Annotated in this window: 14 protein-coding genes; 10 read left to right on the top strand and 4 right to left on the bottom strand. The window is 45.3% G+C overall.

Going from position 1 to position 21036, the window contains the following annotated elements; translation table 11 throughout:
* The first annotated feature begins 132 nt into the window (after window positions 1-132).
* The 5 genes from calR (at window position 133) to FKN16_RS07355 (ending at window position 7856) form a co-directional block, all read left to right on the top strand.
* Window positions 133-1092, top strand: coding sequence for a LysR family transcriptional regulator CalR (calR, locus tag FKN16_RS07375; protein WP_170902395.1), 960 nt, complete (start codon window positions 133-135; stop codon window positions 1090-1092).
* Window positions 1093-1387: 295 nt separating this feature from the next.
* Window positions 1388-3196: a long-chain fatty acid--CoA ligase gene (locus FKN16_RS07370; protein ID WP_170902394.1), complete on the top strand. Its 1809-nt coding sequence runs from the start codon at window positions 1388-1390 to the stop codon at window positions 3194-3196.
* A gap of 449 nt (window positions 3197-3645) precedes the next feature.
* Complete coding sequence (locus tag FKN16_RS07365; RefSeq protein WP_005392255.1) at window positions 3646-5370, top strand: acetolactate synthase 3 large subunit; 1725 nt, start codon at window positions 3646-3648, stop codon at window positions 5368-5370.
* A 1-nt stretch (window position 5371) separates the two neighbouring features.
* Entirely contained in the window at window positions 5372-5866 is a 495-nt protein-coding gene (ilvN, locus tag FKN16_RS07360) for an acetolactate synthase small subunit (RefSeq protein WP_005392253.1), read from the top strand.
* 109 nt (window positions 5867-5975) lie between these two features.
* The gene (locus FKN16_RS07355) at window positions 5976-7856 is read left to right on the top strand and encodes a diguanylate cyclase (RefSeq protein WP_170902393.1); all 1881 of its coding nucleotides are present in this window, start codon (window positions 5976-5978) and stop codon (window positions 7854-7856) included.
* A gap of 64 nt (window positions 7857-7920) precedes the next feature.
* Here FKN16_RS07355 and FKN16_RS07350 read toward each other — a convergent pair whose 3' ends face one another.
* Window positions 7921-8607, bottom strand: coding sequence for a GntR family transcriptional regulator (locus FKN16_RS07350; RefSeq protein ID WP_170902392.1), 687 nt, complete (start codon window positions 8605-8607; stop codon window positions 7921-7923).
* A 157-nt stretch (window positions 8608-8764) separates the two neighbouring features.
* Window positions 8765-10177 carry a pyruvate kinase PykF gene (pykF, locus tag FKN16_RS07345; protein WP_005392243.1) on the bottom strand — a complete coding sequence of 471 codons (1413 nt, stop codon included), beginning with the start codon at window positions 10175-10177 and terminating at the stop codon, window positions 8765-8767.
* Between the two features lie 433 nt (window positions 10178-10610).
* Here pykF and FKN16_RS07340 point away from each other — a divergent pair, with 433 nt between their 5' ends.
* Both FKN16_RS07340 and glmS read left to right on the top strand, forming a co-directional pair.
* Window positions 10611-11372: a DeoR family transcriptional regulator gene (locus FKN16_RS07340; protein ID WP_005392240.1), complete on the top strand. Its 762-nt coding sequence runs from the start codon at window positions 10611-10613 to the stop codon at window positions 11370-11372.
* 114 nt (window positions 11373-11486) lie between these two features.
* Window positions 11487-13319, top strand: a complete 1833-nt coding sequence (gene glmS / locus FKN16_RS07335; protein ID WP_005392238.1) for a glutamine--fructose-6-phosphate transaminase (isomerizing) — start codon at window positions 11487-11489, stop codon at window positions 13317-13319.
* A gap of 84 nt (window positions 13320-13403) precedes the next feature.
* Here the strand turns inward: glmS and FKN16_RS07330 are convergent, their stop codons facing one another.
* The gene (locus FKN16_RS07330) at window positions 13404-14486 is read right to left on the bottom strand and encodes a glycerol dehydrogenase (protein ID WP_006742744.1); all 1083 of its coding nucleotides are present in this window, start codon (window positions 14484-14486) and stop codon (window positions 13404-13406) included.
* Window positions 14487-14839: 353 nt separating this feature from the next.
* Between FKN16_RS07330 and dhaK the strand changes: the two genes are divergently transcribed.
* Genes dhaK through ptsP form a run of 3 tightly spaced genes read left to right on the top strand, consistent with a single transcriptional unit; the run spans window position 14840 to window position 18949 of the window.
* Window positions 14840-15898, top strand: coding sequence for a dihydroxyacetone kinase subunit DhaK (gene dhaK / locus FKN16_RS07325; protein WP_170902391.1), 1059 nt, complete (start codon window positions 14840-14842; stop codon window positions 15896-15898).
* A gap of 14 nt (window positions 15899-15912) precedes the next feature.
* Window positions 15913-16548, top strand: a complete 636-nt coding sequence (dhaL, locus tag FKN16_RS07320) for a dihydroxyacetone kinase subunit DhaL (RefSeq protein ID WP_005379705.1) — start codon at window positions 15913-15915, stop codon at window positions 16546-16548.
* A 1-nt stretch (window position 16549) separates the two neighbouring features.
* Window positions 16550-18949: a phosphoenolpyruvate--protein phosphotransferase gene (ptsP, locus tag FKN16_RS07315; RefSeq protein WP_170902390.1), complete on the top strand. Its 2400-nt coding sequence runs from the start codon at window positions 16550-16552 to the stop codon at window positions 18947-18949.
* Between the two features lie 80 nt (window positions 18950-19029).
* Here the strand turns inward: ptsP and dhaR are convergent, their stop codons facing one another.
* Window positions 19030-20955 (bottom strand): dihydroxyacetone kinase operon transcriptional regulator DhaR, encoded by a 1926-nt coding sequence (dhaR, locus tag FKN16_RS07310; protein ID WP_170902389.1) that lies wholly within the window; start codon window positions 20953-20955, stop codon window positions 19030-19032.
* Window positions 20956-21036: the final 81 nt, after the last annotated feature.

The following is a 21036-nucleotide window of genomic DNA, read 5'->3' as shown; positions in this document are numbered from 1 at the left end:
AAATATAATAAAAAGTTAGGTTATCTATTCGTAAAATGATTCGAATCCAGCCGCCGTCTTTTGTGCGAGATGGGATTCTATTCGTTATGAATTTAATGAACAAAGTTGACGATTACAAAAGAGGCGCACTCAATGTTAGAGAAGAAAGATGCGATGAGCGCAATTGCTAGCTACCGTATGGAAAGCACTTTGCGTGGTGTAGATTTAAACCTACTGACTGTATTTGATGCTGTGATGCAAGAGCAAAATATTACTCGTGCAGCACATAACTTAGGCATGTCTCAGCCGGCAGTAAGTAATGCCGTGGCACGTCTAAAAGTGATGTTTAACGACGAGCTGTTTATGCGTCAGGGCCGTGGTATTCAGCCAACGCAACGCGCTCGTCAGTTGTTTGGCCCAATTCGCCAAGCATTACAGCTGATTCGTAATGAACTTCCTAGCTCCGTATTCCAACCAGAATCTTCGACTCGCTTATTTAAGCTGGCGATTTGCAGCCCTTGTGACATGCGTTTTGCTCCGAAGATCATGGCAAAAGTGAATCAACAAGCACCAAACGTTCAGCTTCACCTAGATGCAGAATTTGACCGTCTGTTGTCTGAGCGTATGCGCTATCAAGAAATTGATTTCGTGATCGATTATGCTCGCTTTGATGAGCAAGGTTTCTCAAGTACTGAAATCTTCAAAGATGAATTAGTAGTTATCGCGTCAAAAACACACCCACGCATTCAAGGTGGTGTAACGGCCGAGCAACTGCTTAACGAAAAACATGCGAAGTTATCGAAAGTGCACGGTCAACGTAGTTTCTCAGAACAAGCATATCGTGAACTGGATTGCCAAGCCGCGTACGAAGGCTCTAGTCTAAGCAACCTACTATATGTGGTAGGCCAATCTGAGCTTGTGACTATCGCGCCACGTTGGATGGCAGAAAATGCGGTAAACAGCGATCAGCTGCAAATTCTAGACTTCCCATTTGCAAACAAGGAAATCAGCGGCTTCTTAAGCTGGCATGAATCAAGTGAAAAAGATAAAGGCCACATTTGGCTACGCGATCAACTGATGAGCACTTGTGGTGAAGTGGTTGCCGAAAAATAAGATGACGTTTGGTCTTATCGGTTAAGACCATATTGGTAATCATCAATTTTTACAATTCATTGGTCCCCGAGAGATTTTTTGTCTCTCGGGGCTTTTTGTTTTAGCAATCAACAATCGAAACAGTAAGTTAAATAGAGTAATCATTCAGCAGTTTTGGGTATGTTCGCGACGTATAAGTGATAGTTGTCTCTTATTAGTGATAAGTTTGATACTGGTCAGTTGCGTTTTAGCAAGCCGTGAGTACACTTGTTCGCTCAATTAGCTTACGCCTGTAAGCCAAAAGGTAAGTAAAAGAATGGCCAAGTTAGATTTTCATATCGTTAAACGTATTCGTGAACAAATTGCGAACGGTGGTACACGCGTTGCACTCAAGCATAAAGTGGGTGAGGAATGGCAAGGTATTACGTGGACGCAATTTGGTCAGCAAGTTGATGCTTTATCACTTGCACTTTTGGCTCAGGGATTAGGAGTCCAAGATAAAATCGGCATTTTCTCGAACAACATGCCGCAATGGACGATTGCTGATATTGCAGCGCTACAACTACGCGGCGTAACAGTACCTATTTACCCAACCAATACCGCCGCTCAGTCGGCGTACATCATTGACAACGCAGACGTCAAAGTGCTGTTTGTTGGTGAGCAGCCACAATTTGACGCAGCAGTGAGCATTTTCGACCAGTGCGAGCAGTTAGAGCTCATTGTTGCCATGTCTGATGATATCGAACTTGGCGAGCATGATTTCGTTATCTCTTGGCAAGCATTTATCGCCAAAGGCGATGCCACATACCAAGTTGAATTAGACGCACGTTTAGAGCAAGCAAAGGAAGATGATCTACTCACACTGATCTACACCTCGGGCACAACAGGCCAGCCAAAGGGTGTCATGTTGGACTACGCAAACATTGCGGCGCAATTGGAAGGGCACGATCAACGTTTGAGCCTTTCTCAAAGTGATGTGTCACTGTGTTTCCTTCCGCTGTCACACGTATTTGAACGCGCTTGGACCTTTTATGTATTGTACAAAGGGGCGACCAACTGCTATTTGCAAGACACCATGCAGGTGCGTGATGCACTGAGCCAAGTGCAACCTACCGTGATGTGTGCCGTGCCGCGTTTCTATGAGAAGATCTTCTCTGCGATTCACGAGAAAGTGTCTCGCGCGCCAATTCATCGCAAGATCATGTTTACTTGGGCTGTGAACATGGGCGCAAAAATGGCCGCTTGTCATCAAGAAAAACGTCAGCCATCGCTCATGCTGCGCAAGTCATATGCCTTGGCGGATAAATTGGTTCTGAGCAAGCTGCGTGCGTTACTTGGCGGACAAATCAACTTTATGCCGTGTGGCGGTGCAAAGTTAGATGAAACCATAGGTCGATTCTTCCACGCGATTGGTATCAATGTGAAGTTAGGTTACGGCATGACTGAAACCACGGCGACAGTATCGTGTTGGGATGATAAGTGCTTTAACCCAGACTCTATTGGTATGTCTATGCCTGGCGCGCAAGTGAAGATCGGTGAGAACAACGAGATTCTGGTGCGTGGTCCAATGGTGATGCGTGGCTATTACAAAATGCCAGAAGAGACCGAAAAGACCTTTGATGAGCACGGTTTCCTAAAAACTGGCGATGCGGGTTACATTGATGAAAATGGCAACCTGTTCATCACTGATCGTATCAAAGAACTGATGAAAACCTCTGGCGGTAAATACATCGCTCCGCAAATGATTGAAGGTGCGATTGGTAAAGACCACTTCATCGAGCAAATCGCGGTTATCGCGGATACGCGTAAGTTTGTCTCGGCGCTGATTGTGCCGTGTTTTGATTCTCTTGAAGAGTATGCGAAAGAGCTGAATATCAAGTATCACGATCGCGTTGAATTGATTAAGCATCACCAAGTGGTCGAAATGCTTGAGAAGCGTGTTAACGATCTCCAAAAAGAGTTGGCAAAGTTTGAACAGGTGAAGAAGTTTAAACTGTTACCAAGAGCTTTCTCTATGGATGATGGTGAGTTAACGCCAACTCAAAAACTGCGTCGTAAAGTCATCAATGACAAATACCAAGATGAAATTGAAGAAATGTATAAGGAAAAGTCAGAGAAAAAGTAACTTAAGCTGACTTAGATTTTATATTGATGAAAAAATCCCCAGTGATGTTATTGCGCATTGCTGGGGATTTTTGTTTGTGTTGATTCTTTCTATTTTGCTCACCAAATACAGCTATTTAGCACCCTATACTTAAAAGGTTCTGAAATAATGTTCTTTTTTTGAACGTTAAATTTTTAGGTTGTACTGTGAAATAAGGTATGTGTGGCTGCTATTCCTACTAACATTCTAATTACTAGCATCTTGTTTAAAAAGTAGACCAATCTCTCATTAGACCCGTTGATAATAAAACGTTACATTTGTTGGGTAACCTTGCGGGATGTTATGACGAACGCAAGACATAGCCGAAAACGTGGAAGTATTTCGATTAGGCTACGAATAAGACCTAGACTATGTAAAACCAGACCAATCCGTTGACCTTACGGTGAGGAAACTGGCTAAGGAGAGCAATTATGACAGCAATGTTGTCAGGCGCAGAGATGGTGGTTCAATCTCTGATAGAAGAGCACGTAGAGCAGATCTTTGGCTACCCAGGTGGCTCCGTTTTGGATATCTACGATGCACTGCATGCCAAAACCGATCAAATCAAACACGTACTTGTAAGGCATGAGCAAGCCGCCACTCATATGGCAGATGGTTACGCTCGCGCTACCGGTAAACCGGGTGTCGTACTGGTATGTTCAGGTCCGGGCGCGACCAATACCATTACTGGTATTGCCACGGCTTATATGGACTCCATCCCAATGATCGTTATTTCGGGTAACGTACCTAATAGCCTAATTGGTAATGATGCTTTCCAAGAATGTGACATCGTTGGTGTCTCTCGCCCAGTGGTCAAACACAGCTTTTTAGTGAAAAAAGCGGAAGATATTCCTGAAACGATCAAGAAAGCGTTTTATATCGCGACCACAGGTCGACCTGGTCCAGTAGTGATTGACTTGCCGAAAGATGTAATGAATCCGCAAATCAAACTGCCTTACCAATACCCAGAAACGCTTTCAATGCGTTCTTACAAGCCGACGACGTCGGGTCATAAAGGCCAGATTAAAAAAGCCCTTAAATCGCTGTTAGAGGCGAAAAAACCAGTGCTTTATATCGGTGGTGGTGCTGTGATTTCTGGCGCTCATGAACATATTTTAGAGCTCTCCGACAAGCTGAACCTTCCAGTAGTCAGTACGTTGATGGGACTAGGCGCATTCCCTGGAACACATAAAAACTCACTGGGCATGCTGGGTATGCATGGTACTTACGAAGCCAATATGGCGATGCATGAAGCGGATCTCATTTTTGGTATCGGTGTGCGTTTTGATGATCGCACGACGAACAACCTTGAAAAATACTGCCCAAACGCAAAAGTCATGCATATTGATATCGATCCATCATCGATCTCGAAAAACGTGAAGGTGGATTTACCTATCGTAGGTTCTGCGGAAAAAGTGCTTACAACCATGCTTGGCCTGCTGGCAGAGCAAGAAGGTGGGAACGATGAAGATGCCATCACCGCATGGTGGGATGACATTCAAGTGTGGCGTGACCGCAACTGTTTGGCTTATGAGAAGTCACCAGAGCGAATTAAACCACAGCAAGTGATTGAAACCTTGCACAAGCTGACCAATGGTGATGCGTATGTTGCTTCTGATGTGGGTCAGCACCAGATGTTTGCAGCACTTTACTACCCATTTAACAAACCACGCCGTTGGATCAACTCGGGTGGATTGGGCACTATGGGATTTGGCCTTCCGGCTGGTATGGGTGTTAAGTTTGCCATGCCACAAGAAGAAGTCGTGGTTGTTACGGGCGATGGCAGTATTCAAATGAATATCCAAGAGCTTTCGACAGCCATGCAATACGATATTCCAGTGAAGATCATCAACCTGAACAACCGATTCCTAGGCATGGTAAAGCAGTGGCAAGACATTATTTATCAAGGTCGTCACTCTAATTCTTACATGAGTTCTGTTCCTGATTTTGCAGCGATTGCAGAAGCTTATGGTCACGTCGGTATTCGTATCGAAACGCCTGATCAGCTCGAAGAAGGGCTACAAAAAGCGTTGGATATGAAAGATCGTCTGGTGTTTGTGGACATCAACGTAGACGAAACCGAACACGTATACCCGATGCAAATCAAAGGTGAGGGTATGGATAAAATGTGGCTAAGCAAAACGGAGAGAACTTAATATGAGACACATTATTTCATTGCTATTGGAAAACCAACCGGGTGCGTTGTCTCGTGTTGTTGGCTTATTCTCTCAACGTGGTTACAACATTGAATCTTTGACGGTATCACCGACAGATGATGAAACGCTGTCGCGAATGAACATTACCACGACGTCTGATGAGATGCAGTTGGAGCAAATTCAGAAGCAGTTACACAAATTGATCGATGTGCTGAAAGTACAAGAAGTCACCGAGTATGAGCACATCGAACGTGAACTGATGATGGTGAAAGTGAAAGCCAGCGGTTTTGCGCGGGCAGAAGTGAAACGGACGGCAGACATCTTCCGTGGCCAGATCGTGGATGTCACTGCTGCTCAATACACGGTACAACTTGCGGGCACGAGTGAAAAGTTGGATGCCTTCATTCAAGCGATATCTGAAGTAACTGAAGTCGTCGAAGTTGCTCGTAGTGGGGTAGTGGGCATTGCCCGAGGTGAGCGCGCACTCAAACCTTAATCATCTAACTGCATATAGAAAAGCCACTTAATCTAAGTGGCTTTTTGTTTAGAAAATAACAATTAATGATATAATTGTCGTTTTAGTAAGCATTATAGGCAGTAGACGCGTGAAAATACCTAAGCGAGTCGGCACATTGTTGGCGACAGCACTATTTTTTAGTGCGCTCACTGCAGTTTACTATTATCAGAAATATCTGACGTTATTAGAGAGTAACGTTGAGAATACCGCTCAAGAAGCATTACACCAACTGGCTTATACTGGTCGCGAATACAACAATATTCAGGATCAAATTGAGACGATCAGCGATCTTCTCGGTCACAGCCAAAGTCTTTACGACTATCTACGTCAGCCAAACCGGGTCAACCTTTCTATCTTAGAAGATATGTGGATCTCGGTTGCGATCAACCAAAAGCTATATAAACAAATTCGTTTTCTTGATGTTACCGGTCAGGAAAAAGCACGGATTAATTACGATTTCAAAACGGGTATCGCTGCACCCGCCCTTAAATTACATGACAAGTCAGAGCGGGATTATTTTCATTACGCGCAAGGTTTAGGTAATGATGAAATTGCGTCGTGGGGGATTGAACTGGAGCGGGAAAATGGTGAGCTTGTTTACCCTTATAGCCCTTCATTGCGTATTCTGATGCCGATTTCTCTCAATGGGAAACGCGAAGGGTATCTTGTTCTTAATGTTGATATTGAGTATTTATCTTCTCGACTCAACTACTCACCGGTGCGGGATTTTCATATTGAGTTAATTAAAAGTGATGGCTTTTATATCGCGAGTCCTAAGTCATCACGCTTGTACGGCAACATTATTCCAGCTCGTTCTCAATTTAATTTTGGCCGGATGTACCCCAACATTTGGCGCACGATGATCTCAGAAGTTTCGGGCTATGAGTACAACGGCTCGAATTTGATTGCGTATAGCACGATCCAATTTGTTTCTAGTGAACCACTTCATCTAGTGATTGATCTCACGAATGAGCAGTTACTATCTCGATCTCAGCGGGATATTGATGACTTAATCCAAGAAGCGTTTTTTGTATTAAGTTTGGTGTTTGGTTTTACTTTACCAACGACCGCGTTGGCCCTGCACTATCGACGTCATAGTATGGAGTCGAAGTTAGCTCGGGCTGCACTTGATGGCATGACTGCGGTGATGATCTCAGATGCGTCGCACCGAATCATTATGGTGAACCAAGAATTTGAAAACATGATGGGCTATTCCACCAAGCATACTCAAGGCTGGAATGCGCATAATCTAATTTTCTTACCGGAAGATCTCGAGTCGACCCTCAATATTTGGAATAAGCTTGCGAACGAGCACGTTTGGGAAGGTGAGGTTCGTTGTCGAACCAAGTTTAATCACGTATTTACCGCCATTATGCGCATTCAGGCAAACTTAACCAAGTCAGGTAAAGTAAGCTATTACATCACGTCGCTGGTGGATATTTCCGAGCAAAAAGAGCTGGAAGAAAAGCTACGCAACCTCAGTGAAAAAGATGGTTTGACAGGCTTGTGGAACCGTCGAAAATTTGAAGAGCAATTAGCGCAATATGCCGGGATTATTGAGCGTTATCCTGACAGTCCCCCTGCATGTTTGGCGTTGTTTGATATTGACCACTTTAAGCGTATTAACGATGAACTTGGGCACGATGAAGGGGACAAAGTGATTTGCAGTGTCGCTGAGACTCTTCTTAAAGAGGTGCGCAGTACTGACTTTGTGTCTCGCGTCGGTGGTGAGGAGTTTGCGGTGATCATGCCGCACACTACACTCGAAGAAGCAGAAGTTGTATTGAACCGGTTACGTGTGGCGGTTCAACTGCGCAGTGATAGAGCTATTACCGTTAGCGCCGGGTATAGTGATTTAACCTCCGATCGCACGCGCACTTATAAATGTGCTGATATTGCCTTGTATGAATCCAAAAGTGCAGGGCGTAACTACGTATCGCTATGTCATAGTTTCGATGATATTGCTTAGCTCTTTTTCAAAAACAAAAAATCGGGGATAGATCCCGATTTTTATGCTTATTTTAGCCTCAGCGTTATTCGCTAGCCAGTATGCGATATTGGTTGTCGATGGCCGCTTCGATACACTGCATTGACTGTCTCAAATAACGCTCTAGATAAACTAAAGCATCCTGGCTCTTTTTATCTAACGACGTCTTCATCAGCATTTCTTGTTCATCGATATTACAGTGCCCTGGGTTTCCAGTACCTAACATTTGCATAGCAAAATATTGGTAACGCTTAATTTGCGTGAGTAGATCGCGGAAAAAACCAAACATATTGGCAGAGCCAGCGCCTTCAAACAGCGCAGTAAGAAACTGATTATGGCGTTCTTCCCATTCCTTCCAGCAAAAGCTTTCGCCAGATTTAGAGCGGGATAACTTGTGATAAGCGGTTAGGACGTCCAGTTCCCAATCTTCATCGCCAATCACAATTGCTTTATTTAGTAGGCATGCAGAGACCATTTGTAGGCTCTCGTACAAGTCATTCAACTCATCTTTACATACAGGTGCAACCCAGCAGCCTTTTTGCGGCTCGAGTTTGACGTATTTGCTCCACGATAACTGCACCAAAGCTTCGCGAATGGGTGACGCTCCTACGTTGTACTTCTCTTTGAGTTCCACAACCACGAGTTTTTGACCCGGTTTAAGCACGCCATCGAGAATATCCTGACGGATCATTTTTGATACTTTGTCGGTAAGAGTGGGACTGGACACATACACCTCATAGAAATTTTAATCGTGACGACAAAATTAAACAGTACGCAATTCTGCGCATGGTGAATGATACAGTTAGGCTATTATTAGAGCAAGAAAGCCATATAAAAAAAGAGGGCATAAGCCCTCTTTATCAATCAACTGAAGTATGAAAAGTTCAGTCTTATAGTACGTGTACAGAAGCTGTGTTTGTAGTGCCTGAAGCGACTAGAGCACCAGAAACCATCACTACGATGTCGCCTTTGTTACCCAGACCAGATTCTAGAGCAAGCTCTTTACCTGCTACGTAGAATGCGTCAGTGCTTTCGATAGAATCAACAACAACTGGCGTCACACCTTTAGTTAGAACAAGTTGTGCTGCTGTTTTCTTGTTTGTTGTTAGTGCTAGGATGTTTGCAGTTGGGAAGTATTTACGTACTGAACGTGCAGATTTACCACCTTCAGTTGCAACAACGATAAGTGGAGCAGCCAGTTTCTCAGCTGTGTCTACTGCGCCTTTACATACAGCTTCAGTGATGCGTAGACGTGGGCTGTCTAGACGAGAACCTAGTTCAGCTTTTAGCGCTGAATCAGTACGGTTCGCGATTTGAGCCATGATAGTTACCGCTTCAACAGGGTACTTACCTTTCGCTGTTTCACCAGAAAGCATTACTGCGTCAGTACCGTCCATTACCGCGTTAGCAACGTCGCCTGCTTCCGCACGAGTAGGACGTGGGTTGTTGATCATAGAATCAAGCATTTGAGTTGCAGTGATAACCATCTTACGTGCACGGTTACACTTCTCGATCATCATTTTCTGAGCGAAGATTACTTCTTCAGCTGGGATTTCAACACCTAGGTCACCACGAGCAACCATGATGCCGTCAGAAAGCTCTAGGATCTCGTCGAAGTTATCAACACCTTCTTGGTTTTCGATCTTAGAGATGATGTGGATGTTCTCGCCGCCGTTTGCAGCAAGTACTTCACGGATTTCTTGAACGTCAGAAGCTTTACGGATGAAAGAAGCAGCTACGAAGTCAACGCCTTGCTCACAACCGAATTTAAGGTCGTTTTTATCTTTTTCAGATAGAGCAGGTAGGTTTACAGAAACGCCAGGAAGGTTCACACCTTTGTTCTCGCCTAGTGCACCGTTGTTAAGTACTTTACATTTAACTTCTGTTTCAGTCTTAGAGATAACTTCCATCTCGATTAGACCGTCGTCGACTAGGATAGTGTTACCTACGTTTAGGTCTGCTGCGAAACCTGCGTAAGTTACTGCAACTTTATCTTTGTTACCTACAACTGAAGTGTCAGTTGTGAAAGTGAATTCTTGACCAGCTACTAGATCAACGTCGTTACCGCCTTCTAGCTTAATAGTGCGGATTTCTGGACCTTTAGTATCTAGAAGAATTGCTAGTGGTTTGCCAGTAGCTTCCATTACTTTACGGAAGTTCGCGATACGAGTGCCGTGTTCTTCGTAGTCACCGTGAGAGAAGTTAAGACGCATTACGTTCATGCCTGCGTTTACTAGCTCAGTTAGCTTCTCTACAGATTCAGTTTTAGGGCCAATCGTACATACGATTTTGGTCTTTTTCATGGAAGATACTCTCCGGTAAGTATAGTTACAATTTGAAAGTCGGTTGTTTACTCTGAAGTTAGGGCGTTATTGATGACATTTAGTGCCTGTCACCCACCGATTTTTCGCCTCATTATCAGTACTTCAGATTCTGAAAGTCTTTCACCAAGTTTAGTCATTTTATGACTAAAAGATCGGCGATTTTGGTTACCTTTTTGTGACTAATCCCACTTTATATGCAGAAAGTTGCAAAAAAATAGCCTTCAATTCTGTAATTTTTTTTCTTTTCGGTGGCGAATTCTACCACTGAATGAATCCAATATCACTGTTTAAGAATTGTCTTAGGACAAGGTTTTATCGAGAAATATTAATTTTTTGGATCGAAATAAATGGACTTAAAAGTTTCGGTTTGACTATAATAAGTTTCACATCGAAACTTAGATTCAAAACGTAAATGTCGAAACGAAACACTCAACTAAGAAGACACGCCATTTCTAACTTGGTTTCTGAGCTAGGAGAAGTCAGCGTTGACGAACTCGCTCAGAAATTCGAAACCTCAGAGGTCACGATTAGAAAGGATTTAGCTTCTTTAGAGAAAAATGGCCAACTTCTACGCCGCTACGGCGGTGCGATTGCTATCCCAACAGAAGTCATTCACGAAGAATTGAGCGCTAATGTTTCGACTCGAAAGCTAAACTTGGCAAAAGCAGCGGCATCACTGATTCGAGACCATAATCGCATCGTGATCGACAGTGGCAGTACGACGGCTGCGTTGATTCAACAGTTGAATGACAAACGTGGCTTAGTTGTCATGACCAACTCGTTGCATGTTGCTAACGCCCTTAATGAATTAGAGAGCGAACCAACACTGCTGATGACTGGCGGGACTTGGGATACGCACTCAGAATCTTTTCAAGGCAAAGTAGCCGAATCTGTGTTACGAGCTTACGACTTTGACCAGCTATTTATCGGTGCGGATGGCATCGATCTCGAACGCGGCACCACAACATTTAATGAATTGGTTGGTTTGAGTAAGGTAATGGCGGAAGTGTCGCGCGAAGTGATCGTCATGATCGAATCGGAAAAAATCGGCCGTAAGATCCCGAATTTAGAGCTCGCTTGGCATCAAATTGATGTGCTAGTGACGGATGCTGATATTCAGCAAGAACACAAAATACAGATTGAACAACATGGCGTGAAAGTTATTTGCGCCTAATCTAATAATGTAATCAGTTTCATATTTCACTTCCCTCTGAATACAGGCCTTTGCTTGCTGCCTCTATCTGAAACATGGCTAGGGAAGAACAAAACTACAAACGGAGATAAACACATGTGTGGAATCGTAGGTGCAGTAGCACAACGAGATGTTGCAGAAATTTTGGTTGAAGGTCTACGCCGCTTAGAGTACCGCGGTTACGACTCTGCTGGCGTTGCTGTTGTTGATGGCGAGTCAAACCTAACGCGCGTTCGTCGCTTGGGTAAAGTGCAAGAACTGGCTGATGCAGTAGAAGAAGCAAAAGTGATCGGCGGAACGGGTATTGCACACACTCGCTGGGCGACGCACGGTGAACCATCTGAAGTTAATGCACACCCACATATGTCTGGCGATATTGCTGTTGTACATAACGGTATTATCGAAAACCACGAAGAGCTTCGTGAATTGCTTCAATCTCGTGGTTACGTGTTTGAATCTCAAACGGATACAGAAGTTATCGCACACATGGTTGAGTGGGAACTTCGCACTTCAGAAACGCTACTAGAAGCAGTACAAAAAACAGCAAAACAACTTGAAGGCGCATACGGCACGGTAGCGTTGGATCGCAAAGATCCTTCACGCATCGTAGTTGCACGTTCAGGCAGCCCGATCGTAATTGGTTTTGGTGTGGGTGAAAACTTCCTGGCTTCTGACCAACTTGCGTTACTGAATGTAACGCGCCGTTTCATGTACCTAGAAGAAGGTGATGTGGCAGAAATCACTCGCCGTGAAGTTACTGTCTTTGACGCAACGGGCGAGCTGGTTGAGCGTGAAATCGTAGAATCCAACGCAGAACATGATGCTGGCGATAAAGGCCAATACCGCCACTTCATGCAAAAAGAAATCTATGAGCAACCTAAAGCGTTGATCAACACAATGGAAGGCCGTATCACGGCAGACTCTGTTGTAACTGATGCGATCGGTGTGCATGCGGCAGACATTCTAAGTAAAGTAGAGCACGTACAAATCGTTGCGTGTGGTACGTCTTACAACGCAGGTATGACAGCGCGTTACTGGTTTGAAGATATTGCTGGCGTGAGCTGTGACGTAGAAATCGCCTCTGAATTCCGTTACCGCAAGTTTGTGACTCGTCCAAACAGCCTATTGATCACGTTGTCTCAGTCTGGTGAAACCGCCGATACGCTAGCAGCACTTCGTCTTGCGAAAGAAAAAGGTTACATGGCGGCGATGACCATTTGTAACGTAGCAGGTTCTTCTTTGGTTCGTGAATCAGATTTTGCTTTCATGACTCGCGCTGGTGTAGAAATCGGTGTCGCTTCAACCAAAGCGTTCACGACTCAGCTTTCTGCACTATTGATGCTGGTAACGGCACTAGGTAAAGAGCAAGGCCGCGTCAGCAAAGAGAAAGAAAAAGAGATTGTTGAAGCGCTACACGCACTTCCTAAGCAAATCAACGCGGCACTTTCTTTCGAGAAAGACATTGAAGCACTAGCGACGGATTTCGCAGACAAGCACCACACACTGTTCCTAGGTCGTGGTGAATTCTATCCAATCGCGATGGAAGCGTCTCTAAAATTGAAAGAGATCTCTTACATCCACGCAGAAGCTTACGCGGCGGGTGAACTGAAACATGGTCCTCTAGCTCTGATTGACGCTGACATGCCTGTTGTTGTGGTTGCACCAAGTAACGACCTACTTGAAAAGCTAAAATCAAACGTTGAAGAAGTACGTGCACGTGGCGGCCTTCTATACGTATTCGCAGATGCAGACGCAGGCTTCGAAGGCGATGAAACAATGAAGATCATCACGATGCCTCACGTTAGTGAAATCACGGCGGCGATCTACTACACCATCCCAATGCAGTTGCTGTCATACTACGTAGCGCTGATCAAAGGTACGGACGTAGACCAACCACGTAACCTAGCGAAAGCGGTAACGGTTGAGTAATTACGCTTAACAGCAAAAATCCTGAGCGGCACATGCGAGAGTATGTGCCGCTTTTTTATTTAAACCCATTTTAAGGTTTGTGAGTTATTGACCCAACTGGTGAGCGGTTAGAATTGCAGAGTAGACATTTTCTGCCGTCACTGGGAATGGCATATTGTGGATTGTTTCTCCCTCGGCCGTTGAAGCTTCGGCGACCTCGCGCAACTTATCGTGATTAAGCTCTTTAACGCCCATATCAAATAAGTTGGTTGGTAGACCTACCGATCGGCAGAAGGCGAGAACCGTATTAATCTCTTCCATCGCTGCGTTTTCTAGCACCAATTGAACAAGTGTGCCGAACGCGACTTTCTCACCATGATAGAGATGATGACACTCTTCAAGCTTAGTTAGGCCGTTATGAATAGCGTGAGCACCCGCTAGACCACTGCTTTCAAAACCGATACCGCTTAGGTATGTATTGGCTTCAATAATATTTTCTACCGCTTTGGTGCTCACACCATTTTCTACCGCAGCTTTTGCTTTTACACCATCTTCAAGCAAGGTTTCATAGCAAAGTTTCGCAAGCGCTTGTGCTGAACGCGTCGCTAACCCACCAGCCATTGTTGCCTTACCAGAAGTCATGTTGGCACGAGCTTCAAAGTAGGTGGAAAGCGCGTCGCCCATCCCCGATACAAGTAAGCGAACTGGGGCTTTGGCGATGACAGACGTATCCATGATGACCATGTCTGGGTTTTTAGGGATCATCAAGTATTCCGCAAATTCACCTTCAGGTGTGTAAATCACCGCAAGTGCTGAGGTTGGCGCATCCGTCGAGGCAATCGTAGGAACCACCACGACAGGAATTTTGGTGTAAAACGCAACAGCCTTTGCTGTATCTAACGTTTTACCACCACCAATACCGACAATGACATCGTGTTTTTGAGTGGCACAAATGTCCGTGATGCGTTCAATCTCAACGCGCGAACATTCGCCACCAAAAATGTTCATAGTGAGTGGAAGCTTTTCGTCAGCAAAACTTTGTTTGACGTCATCACCAACCAGGTTAGTCACGAACTCATCGGCAATGACTAACGGACGTTCACCCAATGTTTTCACATAGTGAGCGATAGATGTAAGTACTTGTTCACCTTGGACGTATTTGCTTGGGCTGATAATAATTTTGTCCATAATTCAAACCTTTAACCTTTTTTATGTGTGTTTTGGACTGCAATGAATATCCATTGTAGGGATAAGGTTTATATTAGGTTTGGTGTGGTAAGTGGTGAAGGATATCTCTGGTTTTGTTCCATGCTTTTATGACCTCTGTGTCAAACCGACTGTCAGAAGTAATAAGTATCAGCATGCTTTATGGCGACGATCACTATTCAGGAAAATTTGTCGTTTTTCGTTTCATATTGAAACAATAATGCCGAAGATTTCGTTTCAATATGAAACGGATTGATTTTTGTTGAGCACGCTTTTTCTCTGTTTAAGATGAATTCATACCCTACATCAAAATATAAATGGAATGAGATAGAACGATGAAAAAATTAATTAACCAAGTTGATGATGTTGTATTGCAGCAAATGGAAGGCCTAGCACTGTCCCGCCCTGAACTAAAAGCCAACTACGAACCTCGTTACATGTGGCATGAGGAAACGCCGGGGCAAGTGGCACTGGTTTCTGGTGGTGGCTGTGGTCATGAACCTTTGCACGCAGGCTTTATTGGTAAAGGTATGCTGACAGGCGCCTGTCCTGGTGAGGTGTTTACTTCACCAACGCCAGATCAAATGTACGAATGTGGTAACCAAGTGAATACCGGTGAGGGCGTGCTGTTTATCATTAAAAACTACACCGGTGATGTGTTGAACTTTGAAACGGCTGTGGAGCTGCTTCATACCGATGGTATCAAAGCTGGGTCGGTGTTGGTGGATGACGATGTTGCAGTCAAAGACAGCCTATACACCGCTGGTCGCCGTGGCGTTGCTGGAACGGTATTGGTTGAAAAGTTAGTTGGGGCTGCCGCGAGCAAAGGTTATTCGTTGGAGCAATGTGAAGCGCTGGCTCGTCGCGTTAATAATCACTGTCGTTCATTTGGCGTGGCGCTTAATGCTTGTGTTGTGCCCGCAGCAGGTAAACCATCTTTTGTTCTGGAAGATGATGAAGTGGAGTTTGGTGTTGGTATCCATGGCGAACCAGGTATCAAGCGAGTGAAATACACCGATGTCGATACGTTAGTGGATGAAATGTTTGCTGAAGTCGCAGAAAACACACCTTATCAGCGCACATTGCGTATTTGGAATCGTGACGAAGGTGAATGGGATGAAGTGGAATCCAGTATTGAGCCTTTCGCCGCTGAACACGACTACATTGTTATGGTGAATGGTATGGGTGGTACGCCAACTTCAGAGCTTTACGGAGTGTACCGCCGTCTGGCTCATAACTGCGAGCAAGCAGGGTTCCGTATCGTGCGTAATATGGTCGGTAATTTTTGTACGTCACTTGATATGGAAGGCGTTTCAATTACGTTGCTGAAAGCAGATAAAGAGATGTTGGAGCTGTTTGATGCTCCTGTCGATACGGCTGCGATCAAGTGGTAACAGGGGGAGCAAACATGCAAATTGAAAAACAACATATCGTTCACTGGTTAGAGTTATGTGCAAAAACGTATCAAGAGAATCAAGATTTTCTGACCGACCTTGATCGTGATATTGGTGACGCAGACCATGGTCTCAATATGAACCGCGGCTTTAAAAAAGTTGCTGAAAAACTGCCGCAATTTGCGGACCAAAATATCGGCAGCATTCTCAAGAATACGGGCATGACCTTGCTTTCTAGTGTCGGTGGGGCAAGTGGCCCTCTGTATGGCACGCTGTTTATTCGCACGGCCGCCGCTGTCGGAACTCGAGAGCAACTAACGTTTGAAGAGTTGGTTGATGCACTAAAAAGCGGTGTGGATGGCGTGGTGTCTCGTGGTAAAGCGGAACTGGGTGATAAAACCATGTGTGATGTTTGGTTACCCGTTTTAGTTAGCGTGAAGGCGTCGTTAGAAAATGGCATGAGCGCCGATCATTTACTGAATGAAATGGTTGAGCTAGCAGAAACAAATGCGGTTGCCACGATTGAAATGTTGGCGAAAAAAGGGCGAGCAAGCTATTTAGGTGAACGCAGTATTGGTCACCAAGACCCCGGCGCAACCTCTTCTTTGTTAATGATTAAAGCACTACAGCAGGCAATAGCAGGGAATTAAGATGGTGGGAATTGTAGTTGTATCTCATAGTCGTCGCCTTGCAGAAGGGGTGGCCGAACTTGCCACCCAAATGACGCAAGGCAAAGCCAAGCTTGCGATTGCGGCTGGGATTGATGATCCAGAGAACCCGATCGGAACTGATGCTATTGCCGTGATGGAAGCGATTGAGCAGGTACAAGATCAACAAGGGGTTGTTGTATTGATGGATCTTGGCAGCGCGTTGCTTAGCACGGAAATGGCTCTGGATCTGATTGATGATCATGTGAGGGAAAATGTCACCCTTATCTCGGCCCCCATTGTTGAAGGGACCATGGCGGCGTCGGTGGCTGCTGCCGCTGGACTACCTTTATCGACGGTAGTCGAAGAGGCACAGAATGCGTTAAGCGTAAAACGAGAGCACCTTGGTGATCAGCCACTAACATCCGCTGAGATAGCGCCAGTATCAGAGAACTTTGAGCAAGAGCGGACATTTGATTGGGTAGTGCAAAATCCGCATGGATTACATGCTCGTCCCGCTGCGGCCATTGTTGGTGCACTCGCGCCTTTTGACTGCCAATTATGGTTGAAAAAAGGCGAGCGCCGTGTGAACGCGAAAAGCTTAAACAGCATTGCGAAACTTGGCGTTCGTAGCCAAGAGACGATCACGCTGTGCGCACTCGGCTCTCAATCCAGTGAAGCAATCAAGGCATTTGAAGCCTTAGCTAGTGAGCACTTTGGAGAAAAAGAGGCGGTTGAGCAAGGCATTATTGAATCTGAAGAGAGCACGGATACTCTGCTCGATGATATGGCCTCAAGTCAGATTGAAGGTGCTGTTGTTGGTATTCGAGTCAATGACGGTATCGCTACTGCTCCAGTTGTCCTTTTTACTCATGAAATGCCAGCAGTGCCTGAACGTGATTTCCAAAGTGAACAAGATGAAATTGAACGGGTTAAGCGTGCGATAGGCGTGGTTGTTCAACATCTGCAGGAGCAAGCGAAGCTGCCGAAAGGGGAAATATTTTCTGCTCATAGCATGATGCTCAGTGACCCAGAATTATGGGTATCGGTCGAGGCGCGAATTCAAACGGGCATGATAGCCGAGCAAGCTTGGATAGAATCACTGCAAACGTTAGCCGACGAGTTTCGCCAGGCTGAAAGCCAGTACATGCGGGAACGCGAAGCTGATGTGCATGATATCGCACGCCAGGTTATGGTTGAAATGACAGGCGTAACGCCTAATGCCATCGACATTCAGGAACCGAGTATTTTGTTGGCCCGTGACCTGATGCCTTCTGATGTGGCCGGGCTTGATAAATCGAAAGTGCTTGGTATCTGTTTGAGTGAAGGAGGAAAAACCTCTCACAGTGCGATTCTTGCTCGTGCGATGGGGATTCCTGCCATCGTTAAAACTCAGGGCTGCCTTGATGCTGTGCGTGCTGGTCAAGTGGTGACTATTGATGGCTTCCGAGGACATTTATGGTTCTCTCCTTCGGATTCCGTACAGCAGGAATTAGAAGCGCAACAAATTGAGTGGCAAACCTCCCGACAAAGTGCACTAGCGAGTGCTCAGCAAGCCGCAGTCACCTGTGATGGTGTCCATATTCCAGTATTCGCCAATATTGGTGGACCGAAAGATATTGATGATGCACTAACATCAGGAGCTGAGGGCGTTGGTCTATTCCGGACTGAGTTTCTATTTCAAAATAGTGATGAGTTGCCGACTGAGGAAGCGCAATACCAAGTGTATCGTGATATTGCCGCCGCACTTGGTGATAAGCCACTTACGATTCGTAGTCTAGATGTTGGCGGTGATAAGCCTTTAGCCGCTTACCCTATGCCATCGGAAGATAATCCATTTTTAGGTTTGAGAGGGGTGCGGTTGTGCCTTCAACATGAGTCATTGTTTACCGCCCAACTTCGAGCCATTCTGAGAGCTTTTCACGAGCAACCGAATATTCAATTGATGATACCGATGGTGGCTCAGGTTGAAGAAGTGAGAAAAGTAAAAGCGCTGTTGGCACATCAAGCAACCCAACTCGGCTTGGATGCGACTCATTTGCCTGTTGGTATTATGATTGAGGTACCAGCCGCGGTATTAAATGCAGATGCGTTAGCCCAAGAAGTCGACTTTTTCTCTATTGGCACCAATGATTTGACTCAATATGTTATGGCAGCTGATCGAGGCAACGCCGCCGTTGCCGAATTGGTGAACTACTTTGAACCATCGGTACTAAAAGCCATTGAGCTCACGTGTGCAGCAGGCAATCGCGCGGGCATACCGGTTAGTATGTGTGGTGAGATGGCTGGCGATCCAAATGCCACAGAAACATTGCTTCGCGTGGGGTTGCGAAAATTCAGCGCCAGTTCGAGTATGCTCCCGGGACTAAAAGCGCAGATTCGTCAGTTGTCTGTTGATGTTTAATCGATATCTTATCGTTAGTACATCTGTACCGGCGTGCTTACGCCGGTTTTACTTTTGTTATAGGAACGCCACTTCACGGCTTAATACAGCTTCATTTGCTCCTGCAGCCCAAACTTATTAATTTTTCTCCATAAGGTTGTGCGGCCAATTTGCAATGCTTTCGCCATATCATGCATTTTGCCATCACACTGATTCCAAGCCTGAACAATCGCTCTTCTCTCGGCTTCTTCTAACGTGATTACTGGCGTATTTTCTGCGGTATGGCGAGAATTCAGTTTAATGTCTTCAGGAATATCGTTCAGCTTGATTAAGTTGGAACTGCGGTTAAGCAAAATTCGCTCAGTTCGATTTCTTAATTCAGAGTTGTTGCCTGACCAACGAAAATTCATCAACGCTTCCAGTGCGACTGGCTCTATCGAGATCGTCACATTGTGGCGGCGTTCATAATGGCTGATAAGTTGCTGGACGAGAAATTCAATGTCTTCTTTACGCTTTCGTAGTGGTGGAATATGCAGCTCGTTCGAGGAGATTTCATAATAAAGTTGCCGACCAAATGAGCGCTGAGTGACATACTCGCTGATCTCTGAAGCGGTGCTGGTAATAAGTTGAAAATCTACGGGGATCAATCGCAAACTGTCGCTGCGGCTGACGAGCCCAGTTTTTAACAACTTAAGTAGCACGGCTTGTAAATCGGGCGACAGATATTCCCCCTTTTCTAAAAAGAGCGTACCGCCATGGGCGAGCTCAAACTTTGAAGGCATGCCTTGCCCTTCGTCGTATCCCAAGGTTTCTTTGACCAGTTGCTCTGTATTGATGGAGCGGCAGTTGAGCGTAATGAATGGTCCTTCTTTGTAGGCGCTTTCGTTATGAATCGCCATGGCGAGAGTGGCTTTTCCTACGCCTTCTTCACCTGTAATTAGAATCGGTGATTTTGACTTTATGGCCCGTTTTGCCACGGTAATGACATGCTTCATTTTTCGTGAAATGACGGGCAAAGTGCTGAACGTATAGCGCGCACTGCCACCTATTTGTTGTTGAGCAAGTTCGCGAATTTTATCGATAGGGTGCAAGAACAATAAGTGTGTGCCGTCGTTGAGTGGACGCAAGGTGATGATCGCTTCAACAAACTCGCCACGAACCTCTACCGTTGTGAGTTTACGGTTTATGCTCGCACCTGACTCAATACTAGTAAGGACATTCGGTGGGAAGCGCAAAACAGAAAAGACTTCTTTATCCAAGACCTGACTGGCTTCAATGTTTAACAAACGCTCGGACTGGTGATTTACCATGGTTATACGGCTTTCTTCATCCCAGGCCAGAAGGCCGTCATCCATGCACTCTAACGTTGCGTTATGCGCACAAGTGAGGCGGTTCATGTTTTCTTGTTCCGACTGAATGTGGATTTGCAAGCTGACTTCTTTCGCGCTCGACGCGATGATGACTAAGTCTTCTTTCTTATAGCTTTCCGCTTTTCTGAAAAGGCATGTTGTACCGCGTAATTTGCCAAATTGGTCGAAAACAGGCGCCGCTACAGAGGCATAAGAGTGCAAGTGGCGATTGAAATGTTCGGCAGCAAAAACTTCACACGGGATATGAGTGTTGATACAGAGATTGACTGCATTTGTGCCTATCTTTCCTTCGGAGAGAAAACAGCCTTGTTTTATGCCGAGCGCTTGCATCTCTTGTCGCATAGAGTCGTGCCCGACGGTGGAGAGAATGCAGCCGTTGCCATCGGTTACCATCAATACCAGGTCTTCGTCACCAAGCATATCGTACGTATCTTCAAGTACGGTCGTGGCGCATTCGATGAGGTGCTCGTTGCGTTTCATCAGAGATGAGAAGGTAAAGCCAGAGGCAATATGTGGTTTTGACCAGGTATAAGGGCTGCATTGCTTTATGCAACGCTCCCACGACTCAAGTACGGGAGTGCGGGAAAATTCTGGAGATACCCAATGGTGTTTCTGGAAAAACGCCCATTTGGTTTTAGTGTCTTCGATTGAAATCATGCCATACCGTTTCAATACCAGCGATAGATTGGTCTGATATTACAGAGACATACGAATATGGACTGTGATGGCTTTCACGCA

It is taken from the genome of Vibrio sp. 11-4(1) (genome assembly GCF_013048625.1).
GTDB classification, from domain to species: Bacteria; Pseudomonadota; Gammaproteobacteria; order Enterobacterales; family Vibrionaceae; genus Vibrio; species Vibrio diabolicus.
The sequence above is the reverse complement of the archived record's forward strand: the minus strand, read 5'-3'. Positions and strand labels throughout refer to the sequence as shown.

Coding starts and splice junctions, on each gene's coding strand:
- calR (WP_170902395.1), top strand. CDS start 133: ATGTTAGAGAAGAAAGATGCGATGAGCGCAATTGCTAGCTACCGTATG.
- FKN16_RS07370 (WP_170902394.1), top strand. CDS start 1,388: ATGGCCAAGTTAGATTTTCATATCGTTAAACGTATTCGTGAACAAATT.
- FKN16_RS07365 (WP_005392255.1), top strand. CDS start 3,646: ATGACAGCAATGTTGTCAGGCGCAGAGATGGTGGTTCAATCTCTGATA.
- ilvN (WP_005392253.1), top strand. CDS start 5,372: ATGAGACACATTATTTCATTGCTATTGGAAAACCAACCGGGTGCGTTG.
- pykF (WP_005392243.1), bottom strand. CDS start 10,177: ATGAAAAAGACCAAAATCGTATGTACGATTGGCCCTAAAACTGAATCT.
- FKN16_RS07340 (WP_005392240.1), top strand. CDS start 10,611: ATGTCGAAACGAAACACTCAACTAAGAAGACACGCCATTTCTAACTTG.
- glmS (WP_005392238.1), top strand. CDS start 11,487: ATGTGTGGAATCGTAGGTGCAGTAGCACAACGAGATGTTGCAGAAATT.
- FKN16_RS07330 (WP_006742744.1), bottom strand. CDS start 14,486: ATGGACAAAATTATTATCAGCCCAAGCAAATACGTCCAAGGTGAACAA.
- dhaK (WP_170902391.1), top strand. CDS start 14,840: ATGAAAAAATTAATTAACCAAGTTGATGATGTTGTATTGCAGCAAATG.
- dhaL (WP_005379705.1), top strand. CDS start 15,913: ATGCAAATTGAAAAACAACATATCGTTCACTGGTTAGAGTTATGTGCA.
- ptsP (WP_170902390.1), top strand. CDS start 16,550: ATGGTGGGAATTGTAGTTGTATCTCATAGTCGTCGCCTTGCAGAAGGG.
- dhaR (WP_170902389.1), bottom strand. CDS start 20,955: ATGATTTCAATCGAAGACACTAAAACCAAATGGGCGTTTTTCCAGAAA.